The sequence below is a fragment of the Streptomyces sp. NPDC006602 genome, assembly GCF_042870385.1.
In the GTDB taxonomy this organism is placed as follows: Bacteria; Actinomycetota; Actinomycetes; order Streptomycetales; family Streptomycetaceae; genus Streptomyces.
In genome coordinates this window covers 223,686-244,588 of sequence record NZ_JBIAHG010000011.1, presented here as the reverse complement: position 1 = coordinate 244,588, position 20,903 = coordinate 223,686, and the positions used below count along the sequence as shown (strand labels likewise).

General features: G+C 71.2%; 22 protein-coding genes and 1 pseudogene. 11 read left to right on the top strand and 12 right to left on the bottom strand.

The features are described from left to right. Positions 1-2: 2 nt before the first annotated feature. The 4 genes from ACFYO2_RS27165 (at position 3) to ACFYO2_RS27150 (ending at position 3,783) form a co-directional block, all read left to right on the top strand. Entirely contained in the window at positions 3-1,364 is a 1,362-nt protein-coding gene (locus tag ACFYO2_RS27165; RefSeq protein WP_388354235.1) for a copper resistance CopC/CopD family protein, read from the top strand. A gap of 27 nt (positions 1,365-1,391) precedes the next feature. Next, on the top strand, positions 1,392-2,375 hold the full coding sequence (locus tag ACFYO2_RS27160; RefSeq protein ID WP_388354126.1) for a plastocyanin/azurin family copper-binding protein: 984 nt from the start codon (positions 1,392-1,394) through the stop codon (positions 2,373-2,375). Positions 2,376-2,491: 116 nt separating this feature from the next. Beyond that, entirely contained in the window at positions 2,492-3,028 is a 537-nt protein-coding gene (locus ACFYO2_RS27155) for a hypothetical protein (protein ID WP_388354123.1), read from the top strand. Between the two features lie 14 nt (positions 3,029-3,042). Then, a complete protein-coding gene (locus ACFYO2_RS27150) occupies positions 3,043-3,783 on the top strand; it encodes a cupredoxin family copper-binding protein (protein ID WP_388354120.1) in 741 nt (246 codons plus the stop codon). Between the two features lies 1 nt (position 3,784). Here the strand turns inward: ACFYO2_RS27150 and ACFYO2_RS27145 are convergent, their stop codons facing one another. Further along, positions 3,785-4,276 (bottom strand): CGNR zinc finger domain-containing protein, encoded by a 492-nt coding sequence (locus ACFYO2_RS27145; RefSeq protein ID WP_388354116.1) that lies wholly within the window; start codon positions 4,274-4,276, stop codon positions 3,785-3,787. A gap of 90 nt (positions 4,277-4,366) precedes the next feature. On the opposite strand from ACFYO2_RS27145, the gene ACFYO2_RS27140 reads away from it, so the two are divergent. Together ACFYO2_RS27140 and ACFYO2_RS27135 are read left to right on the top strand one after the other, a co-directional pair. Next, a complete protein-coding gene (locus ACFYO2_RS27140) occupies positions 4,367-4,726 on the top strand; it encodes a VOC family protein (protein WP_388354114.1) in 360 nt (119 codons plus the stop codon). A 32-nt stretch (positions 4,727-4,758) separates the two neighbouring features. Next, positions 4,759-5,151 carry a VOC family protein gene (locus tag ACFYO2_RS27135; protein ID WP_388354111.1) on the top strand — a complete coding sequence of 131 codons (393 nt, stop codon included), beginning with the start codon at positions 4,759-4,761 and terminating at the stop codon, positions 5,149-5,151. Positions 5,152-5,183: 32 nt separating this feature from the next. On the opposite strand, the gene ACFYO2_RS27130 is transcribed toward ACFYO2_RS27135, so the two are convergent. Further along, entirely contained in the window at positions 5,184-6,311 is a 1,128-nt protein-coding gene (locus ACFYO2_RS27130) for a dipeptidase (RefSeq protein WP_388354109.1), read from the bottom strand. A gap of 124 nt (positions 6,312-6,435) precedes the next feature. On the opposite strand from ACFYO2_RS27130, the gene ACFYO2_RS27125 reads away from it, so the two are divergent. Next, positions 6,436-7,119: a response regulator transcription factor gene (locus tag ACFYO2_RS27125; RefSeq protein ID WP_388354106.1), complete on the top strand. Its 684-nt coding sequence runs from the start codon at positions 6,436-6,438 to the stop codon at positions 7,117-7,119. A gap of 40 nt (positions 7,120-7,159) precedes the next feature. Here the strand turns inward: ACFYO2_RS27125 and ACFYO2_RS27120 are convergent, their stop codons facing one another. Genes ACFYO2_RS27120 through ACFYO2_RS27110 form a run of 3 tightly spaced genes read right to left on the bottom strand, consistent with a single transcriptional unit; the run spans position 7,160 to position 10,022 of the window. Continuing rightward, complete coding sequence (locus tag ACFYO2_RS27120) at positions 7,160-8,344, bottom strand: dipeptidase (protein WP_388354104.1); 1,185 nt, start codon at positions 8,342-8,344, stop codon at positions 7,160-7,162. A gap of 5 nt (positions 8,345-8,349) precedes the next feature. Continuing rightward, a complete protein-coding gene (gene purE / locus ACFYO2_RS27115) occupies positions 8,350-8,874 on the bottom strand; it encodes a 5-(carboxyamino)imidazole ribonucleotide mutase (protein ID WP_388354101.1) in 525 nt (174 codons plus the stop codon). Then, on the bottom strand, positions 8,871-10,022 hold the full coding sequence (locus tag ACFYO2_RS27110) for a 5-(carboxyamino)imidazole ribonucleotide synthase (RefSeq protein ID WP_388354098.1): 1,152 nt from the start codon (positions 10,020-10,022) through the stop codon (positions 8,871-8,873). Before ACFYO2_RS27110 ends, purE begins: the two co-directional genes overlap by 4 nt. Before the next feature lie 152 nt (positions 10,023-10,174). On the opposite strand from ACFYO2_RS27110, the gene ACFYO2_RS27105 reads away from it, so the two are divergent. Next, a complete protein-coding gene (locus ACFYO2_RS27105; protein ID WP_388354232.1) occupies positions 10,175-10,729 on the top strand; it encodes a GtrA family protein in 555 nt (184 codons plus the stop codon). A 55-nt stretch (positions 10,730-10,784) separates the two neighbouring features. On the opposite strand, the gene ACFYO2_RS27100 is transcribed toward ACFYO2_RS27105, so the two are convergent. Together ACFYO2_RS27100 and ACFYO2_RS27095 are read right to left on the bottom strand one after the other, a co-directional pair. Beyond that, entirely contained in the window at positions 10,785-12,062 is a 1,278-nt protein-coding gene (locus ACFYO2_RS27100) for an ATP-binding protein (RefSeq protein WP_388354095.1), read from the bottom strand. 58 nt (positions 12,063-12,120) lie between these two features. Further along, entirely contained in the window at positions 12,121-12,798 is a 678-nt protein-coding gene (locus tag ACFYO2_RS27095) for a response regulator transcription factor (RefSeq protein WP_388354091.1), read from the bottom strand. Between the two features lie 240 nt (positions 12,799-13,038). Between ACFYO2_RS27095 and ACFYO2_RS27090 the strand changes: the two are divergent. Beyond that, positions 13,039-13,212: pseudogene (locus ACFYO2_RS27090) on the top strand (MFS transporter); the annotation flags it as partial. Positions 13,213-13,433: 221 nt separating this feature from the next. Here ACFYO2_RS27090 and ACFYO2_RS27085 read toward each other — a convergent pair. The 4 genes from ACFYO2_RS27085 to ACFYO2_RS27070 form a co-directional block, all read right to left on the bottom strand. Then, positions 13,434-14,531 carry a hypothetical protein gene (locus ACFYO2_RS27085; protein WP_388354230.1) on the bottom strand — a complete coding sequence of 366 codons (1,098 nt, stop codon included), beginning with the start codon at positions 14,529-14,531 and terminating at the stop codon, positions 13,434-13,436. A 96-nt stretch (positions 14,532-14,627) separates the two neighbouring features. Then, positions 14,628-15,347, bottom strand: a complete 720-nt coding sequence (locus ACFYO2_RS27080) for an LPXTG cell wall anchor domain-containing protein (RefSeq protein WP_388354089.1) — start codon at positions 15,345-15,347, stop codon at positions 14,628-14,630. Positions 15,348-15,536: 189 nt separating this feature from the next. After that, entirely contained in the window at positions 15,537-16,109 is a 573-nt protein-coding gene (locus ACFYO2_RS27075; RefSeq protein WP_388354086.1) for an ATP-binding protein, read from the bottom strand. 219 nt (positions 16,110-16,328) lie between these two features. After that, complete coding sequence (locus ACFYO2_RS27070) at positions 16,329-16,715, bottom strand: STAS domain-containing protein (protein WP_388354084.1); 387 nt, start codon at positions 16,713-16,715, stop codon at positions 16,329-16,331. A gap of 238 nt (positions 16,716-16,953) precedes the next feature. Here ACFYO2_RS27070 and ACFYO2_RS27065 point away from each other — a divergent pair, with 238 nt between their 5' ends. Then, entirely contained in the window at positions 16,954-17,859 is a 906-nt protein-coding gene (locus ACFYO2_RS27065; protein ID WP_388354082.1) for an RNA polymerase sigma factor SigF, read from the top strand. 236 nt (positions 17,860-18,095) lie between these two features. Next, a complete protein-coding gene (locus tag ACFYO2_RS27060) occupies positions 18,096-19,634 on the top strand; it encodes a ricin-type beta-trefoil lectin domain protein (protein ID WP_388354081.1) in 1,539 nt (512 codons plus the stop codon). Positions 19,635-19,716: 82 nt separating this feature from the next. Here the strand turns inward: ACFYO2_RS27060 and hutI are convergent, their stop codons facing one another. After that, positions 19,717-20,889, bottom strand: a complete 1,173-nt coding sequence (gene hutI / locus ACFYO2_RS27055) for an imidazolonepropionase (RefSeq protein WP_388354079.1) — start codon at positions 20,887-20,889, stop codon at positions 19,717-19,719. Positions 20,890-20,903 lie beyond the last annotated feature (14 nt).

The following is a 20,903-nucleotide window of genomic DNA, read 5'->3' as shown; positions in this document are numbered from 1 at the left end:
CCATGAACGTCCGCCGCAGCCTGCTCCTGCTCGTCCTCACCCCGCTGCTGTACGCCCTGGTCGGCGCCCCCCAGGCGGCCTCCGCCCACACCGACCTGGTCGCCTCCTCCCCCAAGGACGGCGCGCATCTCGAGAAGGCTCCCGACCACCTCACCCTCACCTTCGACGAACCCGTCGACCTCGACGACGTCCGTGTGCTGACGATGGACGGCGACCGCCTCCCGGTGTCCCGCACGCCGGCCACGGGCTCCGACAGCGTGCGGGTCGCCCTCGCCACCCCGGACGGGGGTGAGCTCGCGGTCGTCTGGTCCGTGATCGACGAACAGGACGGACACGCGTCCTCCGGCCGGCTCACCTTCACGACGGGCACGGCAGGCAAAACAGGCTCCGGCGCGGCTGCCGCCGCGGCCACCACGACCGGCGGCGACGAGGCCGCGTCCCCCGTTCCCGCACCGCCCCCCTCGGTGCGGAAGGGCCTCGTCGCCGCGCGCTGGGCCGGCTACCTGTCGCTGGCGCTGTTCGTCGGCGGGCTGGCCTTCGTCACGATGCTGTGGCCGCGCGGCGCGCACGAGCCACGGGCCCGGGCGCTGCTCGCCTTCGCCTGGCTCTGCGGCCTGCTGGCGACGGTGGCCGGCATCGGCCTCCAGGGCGCGTACACCGCGCTCGGCGGTTTCCGGGACGCGCTGCGCCCGGCGACGTACGCCGATGTGCTGGCCACCGAACCCGGCGTGGTGCTCGCCGCCCGCGCAATGCTGTGGGTGCTCGCGGCCGTGGTGCTGGGCGCGCTGATGCAGGGCGGGCCGGACACCTCCCGCTCCCCGGGCTGGCGGGTGGGCGCCCTGGCGGTGACGTTCGGGCTGCTGCGTACGACCGGGATGACGGGCCACAACAGGGACGGCAGCGAGCCGACCTGGGGCGCGGTCGCCGACTTCGTCCACCTGCTCGGCGCCTCGCTGTGGATCGGCGGGCTGGCCATGCTCACGGTCGCCGTGCTGCCGCGCCGCCGGCCCGGTGAGCTGGCCGCGGTGATGCCGGGCTACTCGCGGCTGGCGGCCGTGAGCGTCACGGGCATCGTCGTCGCCGGGCTCGTACTCGCCTGGCAGGTGGTGGGGTCGTACGACGCCCTGCTGCACAGCTCGTACGGACATCTCCTGCTCTTGAAGACAGCCGTCCTCGGCGCCGTCCTCCTCGCCGCGTACGCCAGCCGCCAATGGGTGCGTACGCGCCTCGATCTCGCCGTGCTCCTGCGCGGTGACGCCGCGACTGTGCGGCCTTTCGGTTACTCGGTCGCGGTCGAGACGGGGCTCGTCCTCGTCGTACTCGTCGTGACGAGTCTGCTGGTCACGGCCGACCCCGGCCGCTGAACTCCCCCAATGCACAAAGGAGTTGTAGTGACACAGAGCAACAACACCGGTGAGCGGCGGCGCAAGCCGCCGGCCGGGAACCGGGGACTGCTGGTCGCCGGACTCGGTGCCGCGCTGGCCGCCGCACTCAGTCTCGGGCTGCTCAGCTCGGCCTCCGGATCCACGAAGACCTCGGAGGTGGCGGACGCGGCTCAGGCGCCCGCCGCCGCTGCCGCGCAGCCCGCCGCGGACGCCGAGGCCGACTACCAGGTCGACATCATGGGCAACAAGTTCGGCGACGGCAAGCAGCTCGTCGTCGAGGTCGGCCAGACGGTCCAGTGGACCAACCACGACAGCGTGCCGCACACGGTCACCACGACCAAGGCGCCGGTCAAGTTCGACTCGGGCACGCTCAACCAGGGCGACTCGTGGTCCTACACCTTCACCAAGGCGGGGACGTACGAGTACTACTGCGCGGTGCACCCGGACATGGTGGCGTCGGTGAAGGTCGTCGCGGCCGGCGATGGCGGTGGATCGACACCGACCCCCACCCCCACGGCACCCACGCCGACCCCCACCACCCCGCCCACGACCGGCCCGACCCCCACTCCCACCACGCCGCCGACCGCCACGCCGACCCCCACGGGCGGCACCGGTGGCGGCTCCGGTGACGACGAGCAGTGCGCCAGCTTCCAGAACGTGCTGACGCCGATCCTCCAGCACCTCTACTCGGCGCACCTGGGAGAGTCACCGAGCCAGCAGGTGCAGGACGCTCTCGCGCTCGACTCGTACATCAAGATGCACACGGTGTGGATCGAGAGCATCCTCAAGCCGGCCGTCGCCGACGGCGGTTCGGTGCTCGACGACACCCTCAGCGTGCTGCTCAACCACATCAACAAGGCGCACCTGGAGGAGTCGCTCGGGCAGCAGGTCACCGATCTGCTGAACGTCGACAGTTACGTGAAGATGCACACCGTCTGGGCCGGGCAGCTGCTCGCTCCCACCACGGACTACGTCACCAACAACTGCTGACGCGATCCGCGAACCACGGGGACGCCGCTCCGGCCGGGGCTCAGCCGGCCGGAGCGGCGCCCTCCTATTCTCCACACCTTCGCCATGCTTCGGGAACCGCTTCCAAGGAGTCCGGGATGACGACCGTCACCCTGCCCACCGTCCCTCCCCCGCCGAAGTCGCGCGCCGGCACCGGCCGGTTGCTGCCTCTGCCCGGCCGGTACACGGTCGCGCCCGGCCGTTCGCTCGCCGAACTCACCGCCTGGTACGGGCCGTTGCCGACCCGTCGGCGCCGCGTCCGGCTCGCCGGGGCGTCCCTCGACGTGTCCGGCCCCCGGTCCGACACCGACACGCAGACCCTCCTCACCGAAGCCGAACGCCCGCGCTTCCGCTTCGATTTCGACGACCGCCGTGGTCTCAAGGCCGCGCTCACCGCCGAGGAGGTGCACGAGTCCGACGGCCGTCTCCAACTCAGCGGCGACCTCGATCTGAATGACGTCGCCTTCCCGGTGCTGCTGCGGCTGCGCGTGGTCGAGCGGGCCGACGACCGGCTGCTCGTCGTGGGCACCGCCCGGCTGCCGTACCGGCTGCTGCGCCGCGCCACCGGGTTCCGGCTGCCGTGGCGTGTGCCGGCCACCCGGCTGCGGCTGCTCGTCGCGGCGGAGTTCGCGTGAGGGCGGCCCGGCGCATGACCCGGCGGACGGCCCCAAGTGCCGCCGCGTCCGCCGTCCTCGCCCTCCTCGCCCTGCCGCTGCTCCCGGCCGGCCAGGCCTCGGCGGCCTCGTACAGCGTGGCGATGAAGGGGTACGCCTTCTCGCCCGCGAGCCTGTCCGTCCCCGTCGGCTCCACGGTCACCTGGACCAACCAGGACACGGCACCGCACGACGTGAAGACCACCTCGGGCCCGGTCTCGATCCACTCCCCCATGCTCAACAAGGGGCAGAGCTGGAGCTTCACGTTCAGCGCGGCCGGGTCCTACGCCTATTACTGCACGGTCCATCCGGACATGACGGCCGGCATCACAGTCAAGGCGGCGGCACCGGCGCCGACGCCGGCGCCCACGCACGACCACTCGGGCAGCTCGGGATCATCCGGCTCCTCGTACTCCTCGGGCTCGTCCGGTACGTCGGGTTCCTCGACCGGGCACGGGGACCATCAGTCGTCCTCGCCCGGCCGCACACCGGCGAGCAGCAAGGCGCCGACGATGAGCATGCCGGCGTCCACCGCCTCCGGTGCGGCCGCGCCGCAGGCACCGCAGTCCCCGCAGCCGGGGCAGGTGGTGCAGTCCCAGACCGCCGCCTCGTCGGTCCGCCCGCTCGACCCCCTGCTGGTGCTGGCCGGCATCGTCGCCGGTGTGGCCGTGCTGTGTCTGCTGGTCGTCGGATCCCGGGCGGCGGCACCGCGCAGGGAGGAGGAGGCGGAGGCGTAGGTCAGTCCTTCGCCCGGTAGCGGCGCATCTTCGCGCGGGCGCCGCACACCTGCATCGAGCACCAGCGGCCGCGGCCGGCCGGGCTGCGGTCGTAGTACGCCCAGTGGCAGTCGACTGCCTCGCAGGCCTTCAGCCGGGTCCAGGTGCCCTCGACGAGGGCCTGGGCGACGGCTGCCGCGACTCGGGAGAGCAGCGGGCCCTCGTCCGCCGGGGCGAGGGCCGCCGAGCCGTCGCCGGCGTCGACCGTCACCACCAGGGGTGCCCGCGCGAGCAGCTCGCCCAGCGGGGTCACCGTGCGGTGCGGCGGGTGGCCCGCGTGGGCGAGCAGGGCCGCGCGCAGGGACTCGCGCAGTTCGCGGGCGGCCGGGAGTTCCTCCTCCGTCAGCCCGAACGTCCCGCCGTCCAGCGAGTCGACGTCCGACTCGATGTCCAGCGTGTTCACCAGGGACTGGACCAGGGCCAGGCCGCCGGGCGCGGGGGATCTCTCGTTCACGCTTGCGAGGTTACCTTCAATGGGGGAGCATGCAGTAACCGTTACTGGTTACCCGCTCCTTCAGGTAACCGCGACTTCGAGGAGGAAGTCATGGCTCTCGCCAAGCTGGGTGTCGTCGTCCTGGACTGTCCCGACCCGAGCGCCCTCGCCGGTTTCTACGCCGGTGTGCTCGGCGGCACCGTGGAGGACCAGGGCGAGTGGGTGGACCTGAAGCTGTCCGACGGGCAGATGCTGGCCTTCCAGGCCGCTCCCGGGTACGTACCGCCGAAGTGGCCCGCGGCCGACCACTCGCAGCAGTTCCATCTGGACCTGACCGTCGAGGACCTGGACGCGGCCGAGGCCGGGGTGCTGGCGCTCGGCGCCAAGCCGCTGGACGCCGAGGACCGAACCCGGACCTTCCGGGTTTACGCGGACCCGGCGGGGCACCCGTTCTGTCTCTGCGCCTGCTGATCGCCGACCGCCGTCGAGCCGGGAGGATTCTCATGGCACCCGTGGCACGTTTCCGTTCCGTGGTGATCGACTGCCCCGACCCGCAGGCTCTCGCCGCCTTCTACGCCCAGGTCGGCGGCGGCACCCCGGAGGCCGAGGACGACGACTGGGTCGTCCTGCGGATTCCGGACGGGCCGCGGCTCGCCTTCCAGCGGGCGCCCGGCTTCAGCCCGCCGGAGTGGCCGCGCGCCGACCGCAACTCGCAGCAGTTCCACCTCGACTTCGACGGCGGGACGACCTGGGAGGAGATCGACACGGCCGAGGAGAAGGTACTGGCGCTGGGGGCGCGCGTCCTGGACCGGGAGGACTACGAGAAGAAGGACTTCCGGGTGTACGCCGATCCGGCCGGCCACCCCTTCTGCCTCTGCCGGATCGACCCGCTGTAGGTCCCTCGGGCGCCCGTCCGGGCCGCCCGCCCTCACCCGTCCAGGTCGGCGATCGTCGCCGTCGACGGCTCCCGGCGCTGCTGGGCCGCGTGGGCGGTGAAGTCAGCGCCACGCAGGACGCGCTGGAAGTTGCCCCAGGTCAGCAGGGCGATGTCTGCCTCCGACCAGCCGCGGCGCAGAAGTTCGGCGATGAGGTGCGGATAACAAGAGGCGTCGGCGAGCTCCTGCGGATGGGCGGTGCCGGCGTCGTAGGTGCCGGACAGCCCCACGCACTCCGCGCCCGCGACTTCGCGCACGTGGTCGAGATGGTCGGCGACGTCCCGCACGGTCGGGCCGGTCTGCTCGGCGGTCAGCGGCACCATGCACAGCCCCTTGGCCTCGCCGAGCTCGGCGAGCAGGTCGTCGGGGAGGTTGGCCGGGTGCGGGCGCAGGGCGCGGGCGGCGGAACGGGTGCACATCACCGGCGCCTTGGACACCGCGAAAACGCGGCGGATCGTGTCCGGGGAGGCGCCGGAGAGATCGGCGACGACGCCGAGGCGGTTCATCTCGCGCAGCATCTCCTCGCCGAACCGGGTGAGCCCGGCCTCGCTCGCCCAGGTCACCCCGGTCAGCGTGAAGACGCGCAGGCCCAGGGCGTGCAGCGAGCGCAGGATGCCGAGGGAGTCGCCGAGGGCGGCGGCTCCGGCGGGGCCGGGCAGCACGGAGACGCGGCCGCAGTTGCGTACGTCGGTGATCTGGCCGGCGGTGTGGGCGAGGCGCAGTCCCTCGGGGTGGTTGCGCACCACCGTCTTGACCAGGTCGAGCTGTTCCATGGTGGCGCCGACGGCCCGGTCGCCGTCGAGGCCCTCGGGCAGGTGCAGCGACCACAGCAGCGAGCCGACATGACCCTCGCGCAGCCGCGGCACGTCCGTGTCGACGGCGCTCTCGCCGAGCTCCAGGTCGTACCAGGGCAGGTGCCGCAGCGCCCAGGGCAGGCCGCTGTAGCCGTCGGCGACGGGGTACACGTCGAGGATCGCGTGGGCCCGCTCCAGCAGGGTGGTGCCGGAGGCGGCGACGGGCGCGTACGGCTCGGCCGGGACGGGCTCGGGGAGGGACTCCGGCAGGTCGTCGAGCTCGCCGAGCTCTGTGGAGGTGTGCAGTTCGTCCTGGAGGTCTGCCATGGCGGGCTCCGTCCTGATCGCAGTACGGTCACCGTCGCACGGAGCCGGGAGGCCTTCCTGGTGGGCGGGGCGTTCGGGGTAGGGAAGCGGGCACCTTTGGCCATGGATCTTCGTCCTCCAGTACGTGAAGGTTCAAAAACCGGTCCGCCTCCTTGTTGTGGATGCCGACCCAGGCGCCCGCCCCCTGATGACAGCGCTCGGCGAACGCGGCTTCGAGGTGTACGCGGCCAACCGCGGCCGGTTCGCGATACCCGTCGGCCGCTCCGTACGGCCCGACCTGGTCGTCCTGGACATGGCCCTGCCGGACGGCGACGCCGTCGGGACGTACGAGGCACTGCGCGCCGCGGGCGTCCACGCGCCGGTGCTGTTCCTGACCGCGCGCGACGACAGTGCGGCCGGAAAGCAGGTGAGCCACGTGATGACGGGCGCGGACGACCACCTCACCAAGCCGTTCGAGCTCGCCGAAGTGATCGCCCGCGTCCAGGAACTGCTGGCCCGTGACCGGGCCGACGAGAGCCGGCTGCTGCGCCACGGGGACCTCGCGGTGGACGCGGGGCGCCGCGAGGTCTGGCGGGACGGGACCCGGATCGAGCTCTCGACCCGGGAGTTCGAGCTGCTCGGCTACCTGCTGGACAACGCGGGCCAGGTCGTCACGAAGAAACAGATCCTGGAGCGCGTCTGGGGAGCACCTCTTCGCACCGGGACCGTCGAGACGTACGTCTACTACCTGCGCCGGAAGCTGAGCGACGACGACCAGTCGCTCATCAGGACGGTACGCGGCCTCGGCTACACCATGCCCCGCGGCTGACCCCGCGCCTCGGCGCCCGCCTCACCGCACGGGGTCCGGGTCAGCCGTCCAGTGACTCGATCGTCGCGTTGGACGGTCCCCGCGTGGCCTGGAGGTCGCGTGCCACGTCCTCCGCGGCGCCGAGGACCCGTACCGCGTTCTGCCAGGTCAGCTTGGCCAGGTCGGGCCTGGACCAGCCGCGGTCGAGGAGTTCGGCGATGAGGTTCGGGTAGCCGGAGACGTCGCTGAGGCCGTCCGGGGTGAAGGCGGTGCCGTCGTAGTCGCCGCCGATACCGAGGTGGTCGACCCCTGCCACCTCGCGCATGTGGTCGAGGTGGTCGGCGACCGTCGAGACCGTCGCGACGGGACGCGGGATGCGCTCCTCGAAGGCGCGGTGCACCTTCATCGCCTCGGGGGTGGTGGCGAGGTGGTGGAAGCCGTGGGCGCGCATGTTCGCGTCGGCCGCGGCGGTCCAGTCGACGGCGGCCTGGAGCACGAACTTCGGCACGAACGTCACCATCGCCACACCGCCGTTCACGGGCAGCCGCTCCAGCACGTCGTCCGGGACGTTGCGCGGATGGTCGCAGACGGCCCGCGACGAGGAGTGGGAGAAGATCACCGGGGCGGAGCTGGTGTCCAGCGCGTCCCGCATCGTCGTCGCCGCCACGTGCGAGAGGTCGACCAGCATGCCCTCCCGGTTCATCTCCCGCACGACCTCACGGCCGAAGGCCGACAGCCCGCCGACGCCGGGCTTGTCGGTCGCGGAATCCGCCCACGCCACGTTGTCGTTGTGGGTGAGGGTCAGGTAGCGGACACCGAGGGCGTACAACCCCCGCAGCGTGCCGAGGGAGTTGGCGATGGAGTGGCCGCCCTCCGCGCCCATCAGCGAGGCGATACGGCCCTCCGCGCGCGCCGCCTCCATGTCCGCGGCCGTCAGGGCGGGCCGCAGGTGCCGCGGGTGGCGGGCGAGCAACTGCCGTACGCAGTCGATCTGTTCCAGCGTCGCCGGCACCGCGTCGGGCAGGTCCGAGCGGACGTACACCGACCAGTACTGCGCGCCGACCCCGCCCTCGCGCAGGCGGGGGATGTCGGTGTGCAGGTGGGCGTTCTGGTGGGTGGCGATGTCCCGGGCGTCGAGGTCGTAGCGAACCTGTTCGCGCAGCGCCCAGGGCAGGTCGTTGTGCCCGTCGACGACGGGGAACTCCCGCAGCAGTTCCCGGGCTTCCGCCAGCGAAGGGGAGGTCATGGCCGTCACTTCCCGAAGCCGAAGCCGTTGCCCGATCCGTCCACCTTGGCGCGCAGCCGCTTGCCCTTCTCGGTGGCCTGGTCGTTCAGTTCCTGCTGGAACTCCCGCATGCGGCCGAGGAGTTCCTCGTCGTGAGTGGCAAGAATGCGGGCGGCGAGCAGCCCGGCGTTGCGGGCGCCGGCGACGGAGACGGTCGCGACGGGCACACCGGCCGGCATCTGCACGATCGACAGCAGCGAGTCCATGCCGTCGAGGTACTTCAGCGGAACGGGCACGCCGATGACGGGGAGCGGCGTGACCGACGCGAGCATGCCGGGCAGGTGGGCCGCGCCGCCCGCACCCGCGATGATCACCTTCAGTCCGCGCTCGGCGGCCTGCTCGCCGTACGCCACCATCTCGCGCGGCATCCGGTGCGCGGAGACGACGTCGACCTCGTAGTCGATCTCGAACTCGTCGAGGGCCTGGGCGGCGGCCTCCATGACGGGCCAGTCGGAGTCCGACCCCATGACGATGCCAACAACGGGGCTCATTCGGTGATCGTGCCTCTCAGGTAACCGGCTGCGTGACGGGCGCGCTCGAGGACGTCGTCCAGGTCGTCGCCGTAGGTGTTGACGTGGCCGACCTTGCGGCCGGGCTTCACGTCCTTGCCGTACATGTGGATCTTCAGCTGCGGGTCGCGGGCCATGCAGTGCAGGTACGCGGAGTACATGTCCGGGTAGTCGCCGCCGAGGACGTTGACCATGACCGTCCACTTCGCGCGCGGGCGCGGGTCTCCGAGGGGAAGATCGAGGACGGCCCGGACGTGGTTGGCGAACTGGGACGTGATCGCGCCGTCCATCGACCAGTGGCCGGAGTTGTGCGGGCGCATCGCGAGTTCGTTGACGAGGACACTGGAAGACCCGTCGTCGTTGCGGGTCTCGAAGAGCTCGACGGCGAGGTGGCCGACGACGTCCAGTTCCTTGGCGATCCGCAGCGCCATCTCCTCGGCCTTCAGGGCCAGTGCCCGGTCAAGGTCCGGGGCGGGCGCGATGACGGTGTCGCAGACGCCGTTCACCTGCTGGGACTCGACGACCGGGTAGGCGACGGCCTGGCCGTGCGGGGACCGTACGACGTTCGCCGCGAGTTCCCGTACGAAGTCGACCTTCTCCTCGGCGAGGACGGGAACGCCCGCGCGGAACGGGTCCTCGGCCTCCGTCACGTTGTCGACGACCCACACGCCCTTGCCGTCGTAGCCGCCGCGGACGGTCTTGAGGACGACGGGGAACCCCTCGCCCTCCTCCGCGAAGGCCACCACGTCCTCGGGATCGCGCACGATCCGGTGCCGTGGGCACGGCACCCCGATCGCGTCGAGCTTCGCGCGCATCACGCCCTTGTCCTGGGCGTGCACGAGCGCGTCGGGCCCCGGGCGGACGGGGATGCCGTCCGCCTCCAGCGCCCTGAGGTGCTCGATGGGGACGTGTTCGTGATCGAAGGTGATCACGTCACAGCCCCGCGCGAACTCGCGCAGCGTGTCGAGGTCGCGATAGTCGCCGATGACGACATCGCTCACGACCTGCGCCGCGGAATCCTGGGGAGTGTCACTGAGGAGCTTGAACCTGATGCCGAGCGGGATGCCTGCCTCGTGTGTCATACGAGCGAGCTGACCCCCGCCGACCATGCCGACTACCGGGAACGTCACGCCCCTAGGGTATCGGCCACGCCGCAGTGGCCGATTTCACCGTCGACAGGCCGCTCCTTTGCCGGGGTGTGAGCTCGTCCATAAGCGATCACGAAGGGGGGTGGTTAGCATGGCTGGGTTGACGAAACCGACGGACGGGGGCCTGGATGGCCATGGAAAGTGGTTCCTCGGGGTCTCGTACGGTGCCCACTCCCCCGGCGCCCGCCAGTACGGCGCGGCAGCGAGTCGACAGGCTGGTGCGCGAGGCCGCCAAGTTCGGCGCGGTGGGCGCGGCGGGCGTCCTGGTCAATCTCCTGGTGTTCAACCTGGTACGGCACACCACCGAGCTCCAGGTCGTGCGGGCCAGTGTCATAGCGACGGTCGTGGCGATCGTCTTCAACTACGTCGGGTTCCGCTACTTCACCTACCGTGACCGCGACAAGACCGGCCGCACCAAGGAACTCACCCTGTTCCTACTGTTCAGCATGGTCGGCCTGGTCATCGAGAACGGCCTGCTCTACGCGGCGACCTACGGCTTCGGCTGGGACAGCTCACTGCAGAGCAACATCTTCAAGTTCGTCGGCATCGGCGTAGCGACGCTCTTCCGTTTCTGGTCGTATCGCACCTGGGTGTTCCGCACACTTCCGGCCAAGGAAGCGGTGGCGAGCGCGGAGTCGATTCTGGCCACGGCGGCGAAGAAGCCGCGCTTCAAGCAGCGCGTGCCGTAGACGTGCGATAGACGCGACTCAGGGGCCTGAGGGCCTGAAGGGGGGCCTGAGGGGCCTAGCGAACCGTCGGCTCCTCGTCCTCCTCCGCCAGCGCCTTCTTCAGCGGGGTACGCGACAGGAACAGTCCGAACACCGGCGGCTGGGTCTGGAGCATCTCCAGGCGGCCCCCGTCGGCCTCCGCGAGGTCCCGCGCGACCGCCAGGCCGATGCCCGTGGAGTTGCGTCCGCTGATCGCGCGCTCGAAGATGCGGGCGCCCAGGTCGGCGGGGACGCCCGGTCCCTCGTCGGTGACCTCGATGACCGCCTGGTTACCGGTGACACGGGTACGCAGTGCGACCGTGCCGCCGCCGTGCATGAGGGAGTTCTCGATCAGTGCGGCCAGCACCTGCGCGACCGCCCCCGGTGTACCGACCGCCTGCAGGTGCCGCTTGCCGGAGCTGACGATGGCCCGGCCGACGCCGCGGTAGGCGGGACGCCACTCGGCGAGCTGCTGCTGGATGACCTCGTCGAGGTCGAAGGTGACGGCGGAACCGGTGCGCGGGTCGCGGGAATTGGTGAGCAGCCGCTCCACCACGTCGGTGAGGCGCTCGACCTGCGTGAGCGCGACGTTCGCCTCCTCCTTCACCGTGTCCGGGTCGTCGGTGAGGGTGATCTCCTCGAGGCGCATGGACAGCGCGGTCAGCGGCGTACGCAGCTGGTGGGAGGCGTCGGCGGCCAGTCGGCGTTCCGCCGTCAGCATCCGCGCGATGCGCTCGGCGGAGGAGTCCAGGACGTCGGCGACCCGGTCCAGCTCAGGGACGCCGTACCGCTTGTGCCGGGGCCGCGGGTCGCCCGAGCCGAGGCGTTCGGCGGTCTCCGCGAGGTCCGTGAGCGGCGAGGAGAGCTTGTTGGCCTGACGGACCGCGAGCAGCACCGCTGCGATCACCGCGAGCAGCGCCACCAGCCCGATGATCAGCAGCGTCCGGCCGACCTCCCGCGTCACCGAAGACCGGGGCTCCTGGACGACGACGGTCTCGCCCTCCTCCCCCTCGGCCTGCGCCCGGATCGCGTCACCGCTGGGCTTGGTGCCGACCTCGATGACCGGCTCCCCCGGAATCCGGATCACGGCGTAGCGATCCGCCGTGACCTGGTCCCTGAGGACCTCGGCGTCGACGCTCCCGGCGCCGAGCATCCGGCTGTCCACGATGCTGGCCAGCCGGGCCGCCTCCAGCTCCACCCGCTCCTGGGCGCTGGTGCTGATGGTGCGGGTCTCGACGATGACGAGGGACACACCGAAGACGGCGATGACCACCAGCACGACGGCGAGGGTGGACTGGATCAGTCGACGGCGCATGTCCTCTTACCTGTCAGACCTGTCAGACCTGCCGGACACCTGCCGGGCGGGCGGAGGCTCAACTCTTCTCGAAGCGGAAGCCCACGCCACGCACCGTCGCGATGTAGCGAGGATTGGCCGCGTCGTCGCCGAGCTTCTTGCGCAGCCAGGAGATGTGCATGTCGAGCGTCTTGGTGGACGACCACCAGGTCGTGTCCCACACCTCACGCATCAGCTGGTCCCGGGTGACGACCCGGCCCGCGTCCCGCACCAGCACCCGCAGCAGGTCGAACTCCTTGGCGGTGAGCTGGAGTTCCTCGTCGCCCATCCACGCCCGGTGCGACTCGACGTCGATCCGCACGCCGTGCGTGGCCGGCGGCTGCGACGGCTCCGCCGCCCCGCGCCGCAGCAGCGCCCGCACGCGGGCGAGCAGTTCGGCGAGCCGGAAGGGCTTGGTGACGTAGTCGTCGGCGCCCGCGTCGAGACCGACGACGGTGTCCACCTCGTCGGCGCGCGCGGTCAGGATGAGGATCGGGACGGCGAGGCCCTCGGCACGCAGCCGGCGGGCCACCTCCAGGCCGTCCATACCGGGCAGCCCGAGGTCGAGCACGACGAGGTCGATGCCGCCCTGGATGCCGGCGTCGAGCGCGGTGGGTCCGTCCTCGCGCACCTCCACCTCATAACCTTCCCGGCGCAGTGCGCGGGCCAGCGGCTCCGAGATGGACGCGTCGTCCTCGGCGAGCAGTACACGGGTCATGAGGTGATGGTAGTCCGCTCATGACCAGTGCTGGGGTGTGATCGCCAGTGAGTGATTCTTACCTTCGGGCGTACCGGCACGAACCTGCGTGTGTGGGGTGAGAAATGCCCAAGGACCTTCGAAAGGGCCTGTACGGTTCCTCTGCCACCTGTGATTCAGGTCTCAACTCCTTCCATTTCATACGGTATCCTGCCGTTTGGTGAATAGGCGCCTGTAGCACCGTGGGGACCTTTGGCGAGGTGGTGCCTCGCCGTCACCGCGGGCGACGCGACGACCGGCCTGCTCTCCATCGCCGGCGTCGACCTCGACAAGACGGGGGTCGTGGCCCTGGAGGCCACGCTCGCCGTGATCGCCGGTGGTGCGGTCTGGATGTACCGCAGCAAGGTCAAGGAACTCATGGGCGGCGTCCACTGAGCCCTGCCGACCTGGCTCGACCGACGGAGGGCCACCACACCACGGGGTGCGGTGGCCCTTCGCGTGGGCGTTCGTGGGGCCGGGTCGGGTAGGCCACCTCGGCGGCCTTGGGCGGGCACGGCGGCGACGCCGAGCACCAGGACGCCGCCCGCCGCCCCCGCCCCGCTCTTCGTAAGCCGACTCCGCCGAGCACGCGGACCCATGTGGCACTCCCTCGCAGCTCACGTGGCTCCCTTCCTGGTGGGAGTCGTGGGACTCGCAGGCCTCGTCGGGCTGTCGTCGTGCGGTGCGGGGAGCCGACCGGCCGTCCCCGGATCGGCGTCCGGGGTGAACCACGGCAGGGTCGAAGTGGAGGGGGGCGGCTGAGCCGAGGAGGACGTCATCCCCGGCAATCCCGGAAACTTCGGCAACTCCGGGAGACTGAAGGCGAGTTCGGGCATGCGCAGCCCGCGGCGCCGACCGCCGCGTGCCCCGCCCGCACGCCGCGGTCGCACCCGGTCCACCACCGCCATCCCGGCGCGGAACACCGCGGCCGGCACGACCAGGAAGACCAGGACCCAGAACAGGGTCACGCCCCAGGGCCGCCCCACGCCCCAGGGCTGCTCGGCGAGGACTTTCCCGCCGTACTTCAGCGCCACCGTGTAGTCGCCGTGCGCGCCGCCCGTGAGCTCGACGGGCAGCTCGATCCGCGCCTTCCGGCCCGGCTGGATCGTGCCGCGCCATTGCTGTTCCTCCCACTGCGGGGCGAACACCCCGTGGGAAGTGCCGACCTGGAAGACGGGGTTCTTGACGGCGGACGTGCCGACGTTGCCGACGGTGAAGACGAGGGTGCGCGCGGGCGGTGCCCCGAACCAGGTCAGCAGCCCGCTCGACCCGTCGAGCCGGGTGTCGGTGAGCACCGACAGCCGTCCGCCCGACGGCTCGGCGGGCAGCGGTTCGACCGCGTGCCCAGCGACCTGGAAGCTCGCGTCGGCCTCCGCCTTCGCCCCCTCCACCGTCGCCACGTGCACCACGCACGGACACGGCACCGGCGGCTCGGCGACCGGCAGCTTCCGGCTGAAGCGCCCCTCGGCGTCGGTGGTCACGGCCCGGCCGTCCGCGTTCGCACAGGAGTTGGTCCCGCCGACCACACCCCGCGACGGCACCGACTGCCCGCAGATCAGGATCATCAGCAGCGCCCGAGCCCGCCAGCCCTCCCCGGCGACGGTGATCGAACCACCGGTCCCGGCCTGCGACTTGGACAGCTTCACACTCGGCCCGTCCGCGGCCGCCGCCGTGCCCGTTCCCGCCGAGGACAGCACGAGCAGCGCGACCACCATGACCACCCACGGAATCCGCCGCACCTTGCCGCTCACGTCATCGCTCCCGTCAACTCGACGTCGATACGCGGGGTTTCGGCCGCTCCGCCGCGTCCGTCAGCGGCGCGACGCCTGGTTCCTCCGCGTCAGCCACAGCGCGCCAGCCGCGCCCGCGAGCAGCACCGTGCCGCCGAGGGTGCCGAGGGCGATCGCGGAGTCCTCGGGGCCGGTCTGCGGGAGGCCGGCGCCGGAGTCGGAGCCCGAGTCGGAGCCCGAGTCGGAGCCCGAGTCGGAGCCGCTCTGGGGGACGCCGCCACCGGCCGCCGTGACGTCCAGGCCGAGCGAGGGCCCGGGACTGTTCGTCGGCGTGCACGTCGTCGTCGTGCCCAGCGCCTTGATCGTGAGCACGCCCGCGGTGAAGGTGACCTTGCCGGTCTTCTTCGGCGTGTACGTGCCGGACAGATCGTTGATCTTGATGGGGGTGTTGGCGGGGATCGCGGCCTGGTTGGCGGGGCCGGTCACCGTGAGGGTCCCGCTGTCCACCCCGCCGAGTTTGATGGTGGCGCTCGGGTTCATGGCGCCCTTGCCGAGTTCGACGGGGCTGGAGGAGACGCCCTTCTGCCACGACATGGTCACCTTGTAGCCGCTGCCGCTCTTGGCGGCCTCGATGTCGATGGGCGAGACGGCGCTCTTGTCGCCGATCGGCGTCTTGCACTGGTAGTTGACGTTCACGACCTCGGCATGGGCGGCGGGGGCGGCCATCAGCACCGCCGAGCCGGCCAGGGCCGCGGCGGACGCGAGCGCGGCGGTTCGTTTCTGGTACGTCCGGTTCGACACGATGCCCACTGTCCCCTCATTCCTGACGGCACATCAGATCGGCCGTCAAGGTACGCCCGGGGTCGTGGAGAGGGAAGACAAAGTGCGCGTCGGATCTGTGGTGGTCCGGCGCGGGTGACGTGACGTACGACGTGGGGCAGGACGTCTCGCGAAAGAGAAATCGAACCGCGGGTAACCCCTGTTCGCAGGTTACGCGGGCGCCCCCAGCTCGGCCCAGACCCTCTTGCCCGAGACGCCGGGGGTGCGCACGACCCCCCAGTCCAGGCACAGCCGCTGCACGATGAACATGCCGTGGCCGCCGGGGCGGCCGGCGCGGTGCGGGGTGCGCGGGGCCGGCTGGCCGGTGCCCTTGTCGGAGATCTCGACCCGGATCACCTTGTTGTCGCAGGTGATCCACAGCTCGTCCGGGCCCTCGGCGTGCAGACAGGCGTTGGTGACCAGTTCGGAGACGACGAGCAGGACGTCCTCGGCGGCGGCGCGCTGGTCGGCACTCGCGGCGGGCAGCCAGCCCCACGCGTACAGCGCCTGGCGGGTGAAGTCGCGGGCGAGCGGTACGACACCGCTCTCGCCGTCGAAGCTCAGTCTGCGGACCTGACGCCCGCGCCCCCCCGACGACACGGCCGCGCCCCCGTCTGACGCCCCCGTCTCGGGCGCGCCCCTCTCGGACGCCCCGTTCGCGGGCACGTCCCCCTCGGACGCCCCGGAAGCGCCGCTGGGCTCCGGGCGGCGGTCGCCCGGCGGGTAAGGCCGGGTGGTGCTCATCAGCGCTTCACCTCACCGATTCACCAGTTCACGATTCAAAGGTCCCGCGCAGTCGGTTGCTGCGCAGTCGGTCACCGAACAGTCAGTACGGGAGTCTCCTGCCCGACCGGACCGGCAGAACACCCCTGTATTCGGCACGAAAGCCGTGACGCCTGAAAAGCGCCGGTCACAGGGGGACGAGCGTGGCACGGTCACCATGGTCGGGCCCGAACCGCCGGCTCAGCCGGTCTCGCCCGACTCGTCGGCCAGGGCCGCTTCCAGGGTGTCATGGACAGTGAAGACAGCATCGGCCCCCGTGATCTCGAAGACGCGTGCGACCACGGGCAGCATCCCCGCCAGATGCACCCCACCCCCGGCAGCCTCGGCCTTCAGTCGTGCGCCCAGCAGCACGTTCAGCCCCGTGGAGTCGCAGAACTCCAGACGTGAGCAGTCGACCACCAGTCGGCTGAAGCCCTTGGCGAGGCACTCCTCGAGTGGCTCACGCAACAAATCGGCGGTGTGGTGATCCAACTCACCCGCCGGGGTCACAACGGCGCTGGAGTCCGTTTCCCGAACCTCGACCAGAAGCCGGCCCGACTGTGCGCTGCCGACTGTCCCGCGGTCCATGCCGTCTTCTCTCCCGACGTCGTGGCTGCTGACTGACGCCCCCGAACACTACGCCTTCTCCACATCCTCCGACACCCGAACAACCCCCCGCAAACGGACATAACCGCACATGACGCACTTGCGGTGGCCTCGGGAAACCGGGTAGGGCTAGTAGAGACACGTACTCGACACGGCCGGCTTTGGAGGCGCCGCACACCGCAGTGCACGAACTGGCTTCGGCAGCCTTATGCCGAGAACGATGGAGGACATCATGTCACCCCGGCTCGACGCATCGCATACCCATGAGGCGACGTCGGCATCTCCCCCGGAACATCTGGATCCCATCGGGCAGGACGACGTACTCGCAGGACTCCCGGACATCCCCCCTTATGACGAGGTGGGGCCGGTGGACGCACGGGCCCTGTCCAAAACCCTCTTCGCGCGCCTGGAGTCGCTGGAGGAGGGCACCCACGAGTACTCGTACGTCCGCAACACGCTCGTCGAACTCAACCTCGCCCTGGTCAAGTTCGCCGCCTCCCGCTTCCGCTCCCGCAGTGAGCCGATGGAGGACATCATCCAGGTCGGCACGATCGGCCTGATCAAGGCGATCGACCGCTTCGAACTCAGCCGCGGAGTGGAGTTCCCCACCTTCGCGATGCCAACCATCGTCGGCGAGATCAAGCGCTTCTTCCGCGACACGTCGTGGTCCGTGCGCGTACCGCGCCGGCTTCAGGAACTCCGGCTCGACCTGGCCAAGGCCGGCGACGAGCTGGCCCAGAAGCTCGACCGCGCGCCCACGGTGGGCGAACTCGCGGAGCGCCTGGGCCTCTCGAAGGACGAGGTCGTCGAGGGCATGGCAGCCTCGAACGCGTACACCGCCTCCTCCCTGGACGCCCAGCCCGAGGAGGACGACTCCGAAGGCGCCCTCGCCGACCGCATCGGCTACGAGGACAACGGCCTCGAAGGCATCGAGTACGTCGAGTCGCTGAAGCCGCTCATCGCCGAACTCCCCTCCCGCGACCGCACGATCCTCTCCCTGCGCTTCGTCGCGGGCATGACCCAGTCCGAGATCGGCGACGAACTCGGCATCTCGCAGATGCACGTGTCCCGACTGCTGTCGCGGACGCTGGTACGGCTGCGCAAGGGGCTGACCGTCGAGGAGTGACCGCGAGCGCCCGCCGACGGTGACGACGTGGCGACCCGGCCCGGTGCGGGCCGGGTCGCGGTTGTCTCGTTTCGTCGGCCGAAAGCTTGCGGTTACCCAGGGGAACCCCTTTCCTCACGGGGCCTCGTCCACCACTATGGGCACGCTTCACAGACTGGCTGGTACGTCAGGACGGCTGTGCTTGGGGCGGCTTGAGATGACTTGGGTGGGCTTCGCGGGGGCGAGGAGGCGGGTGGATGGCTGGGGCCGACGGGATCGACGGTGACGTGGGCGACGCGAGCGGGAGCGGCCCGTACGCGGCCGCCTCCGACGCGCGCCTCACCGAACTGCTGCGGGCCGACACGACGACCGCGTACCTGGCCCTCCAGGAACTCCGCGCCCGCCACCACACGCCGGTCCTCGCCTACGCCCGCCTGTGCGCGACCAGCGACTCCGTCGCACGGCAGCTGTCCGCGGCGGTCTTCACCCTCGCGGCCCGGGAGACGGCCCGCGGCATCGACCCCGGCGTCCCGTGGCGGCACCGCCTCCTGCTGCTGACCGGACGGGTGGCGGCGTCCTGGTCCACGGACGAACGCGCGGCCGGCCTCGACGCGAGCCTGCTGCTGGTCCTGAACACGACGGGTGCGGACGGCTCGACCCCACCCCTCCTCGCCCCGTTCCAGACGCTGCCGTCCCAGGCACAGGGGCTGGTCTGGTACGGGGTGCTGGAGCAGGAACCGCCGGAGAGAACGGCCGCCTACCTGGGCATCACGCGCGAGGACGTGAGATACGGCACGGACCAGGCGCTCCAGTCCATGGCCACGGCCTGCCTGCGCGCCCGCCTCGCCGCCTCCGAGGATCCTCGCTGCGGCGACTTCCGGCGGCTCATCGAGGAGGCCGTACGACCGGACAGCCCGCGTGAGAGTCCCGACCTGCACGCCCACATGGCGCACTGCGCGCACTGCACGGCGGCGTACGAGGAACTGTCCGCCTTGCGGGACGCCCCGCGGACGGTGTTGGCGGAGGGGCTGCTGCCCTGGGCGGGGACGGCGTATGCGGCGCGCGAGGAACGGCCCCGAAGCGTGGAGTCCCATAGCCTCTCCGACACTCGGCAGCCGACCCGCCGATGGGTGATGACGTCGGCGGCACTGGGCGTGGCCGTGATACCGCTGTTGGTGGTCCTGCTGACGCAGGGGGGTTCGGCGCCGCAGGAGTCGGCGGGCACGGCCGTTCCGACCCCGTCAGGCCCACCTCCGTTCACGTTGACGGACTCCGCGACACCATCGCCGTCGGCGACCAGCCAGTCGCCCTCGCCTTCCCCCTCCGCGACGAAGAGCCCGACCCCGACGAGGACGGCGTCGGCGAGCCCCACACCGTCCCCGTCGCCGTTCCGCCCGCCGGGCGGGACGTACGCCCAAGTGGTGAACGTCGCCTCGGGCCGCTGCCTGGACGTCTCCGGCCCCTTCGAGAACCGCACGGACGTCGTCACCGCCCCATGCGACGCGTCCCCCACCCAGCGCTGGCGCGTCGACGCCGACCGCGGTGTCCTGCAGTCCTCCGCCGACCCCGACTTCTGCCTCGACAGCAGGGGCAGCGTGGACAAGGGCGTCGGCATCTGGGAGTGCGAGTCGGTGGAGGGCCGCAACGGCGACAACCTCAGGTTCACGGTCGACGACGACGGGGTGATCCGCCCGACGATCGCCATCGCGACAGCGCTGACGCCGGTTGGGGGCGGGCTGTCGCTGGAGCCGTTGACCGGGGGTGCGGGGCAGCGGTGGAGGGCGGGGGCCGGGTGACTCCGCCCCTCGCCGTAAGTCGCAGGATTTTCGGGGCTACGCACGAAAGCAGGGCCGCAGTCGGACGGAATGCGTTCGAAGCTCAGACCTCACGCACACCCCGCCGCCACACCCCATTCACCAGCGGGACCCCCGGCCGGTAGGCGAGATGCACATGGCTCGGCGCGTCGAGGAGAGTCAGGTCGGCATACGCCCCCGGCGTGAGGCGTCCGACGTCCTCCCTGCGCAGCGCCCGTGCGCCACCCGCAGTCGCCGACCACACCGCCTCGTCCGGCGTCATCCCCATGTCCCGTACCGCGACGGCGATGCAGAAGGGTACGGACGAGGTGAAGGACGAGCCCGGGTTGCAGTCGGTCGACAGGGCCACCGTGACGCCGGCGTCCAGGAGGCGACGGGCGTTCGGCCACTCGGCGCGGGTGGAGAACTCCGCGCCGGGGAGCAGGGTGGCCACCGTGTTGCCGCTCGCCAGCGCGTCCACGTCCGCGTCCGTCAGATGCGTGCAGTGGTCGGCGCTGGCGGCGTCCAGTTCGACCGCGAGCTGGACGCCGGGGCCGTATGACAGCTGGTTGGCGTGGATGCGCGGGTGCAGGCCCTTCGCCTTGCCCGCCGTGAGGATCGCGCGGGCCTGGTCGCCGTCGAAGGCGCCCTTCTCGCAGAAGACGTCGATCCAACGGGCGTACGCAGCACAGGCGTCGAGCATCTCGCCGGTGACGAGGGCGACGTACGCGGCGGGGTCGTCGGTGTAGTCGGGGGAGACGATGTGGGCGCCGAGGTAGGTGACCTCGTCGGTGTGGGCGGCGGCGATGCGGAGCGCTCGGGACTCGTCCTCGACCGTCAGGCCGTAGCCCGACTTCGTTTCGAAGGTGGTCGTGCCCTGGCGGAGGGCCTCGGCGAGGTAGCGGGTGAGGTTGCGTTCGAGGTCGTCGTCGCTCGCCGCTCGGGTCGCGGCGACCGTCGTACGGATGCCGCCCGCCGTGTACGAGCGCCCCGACATCCGAGCGTTGAACTCCGCCGTCCGGTCGCCCGCGAAGACCAGGTGGGAGTGGGAGTCGACGAAGCCCGGGAGGACCGCGCGGCCGCCCGCGTCGACCCGGTTGTCAGTGGCGGGTGCTTTGCTTGATTCACCGGTCCACGCGATGCGGTCGCCGTCGATGACGACGGCCGCGTTCTGGACCAGACCGAGGGGGGATCCGTCACCTAGGGAGGGGTCGTTGGTGACCAGCGTGGCGATGTTGGTGATGACAGTGCTGCTCATCGTGTCCTCGTGGG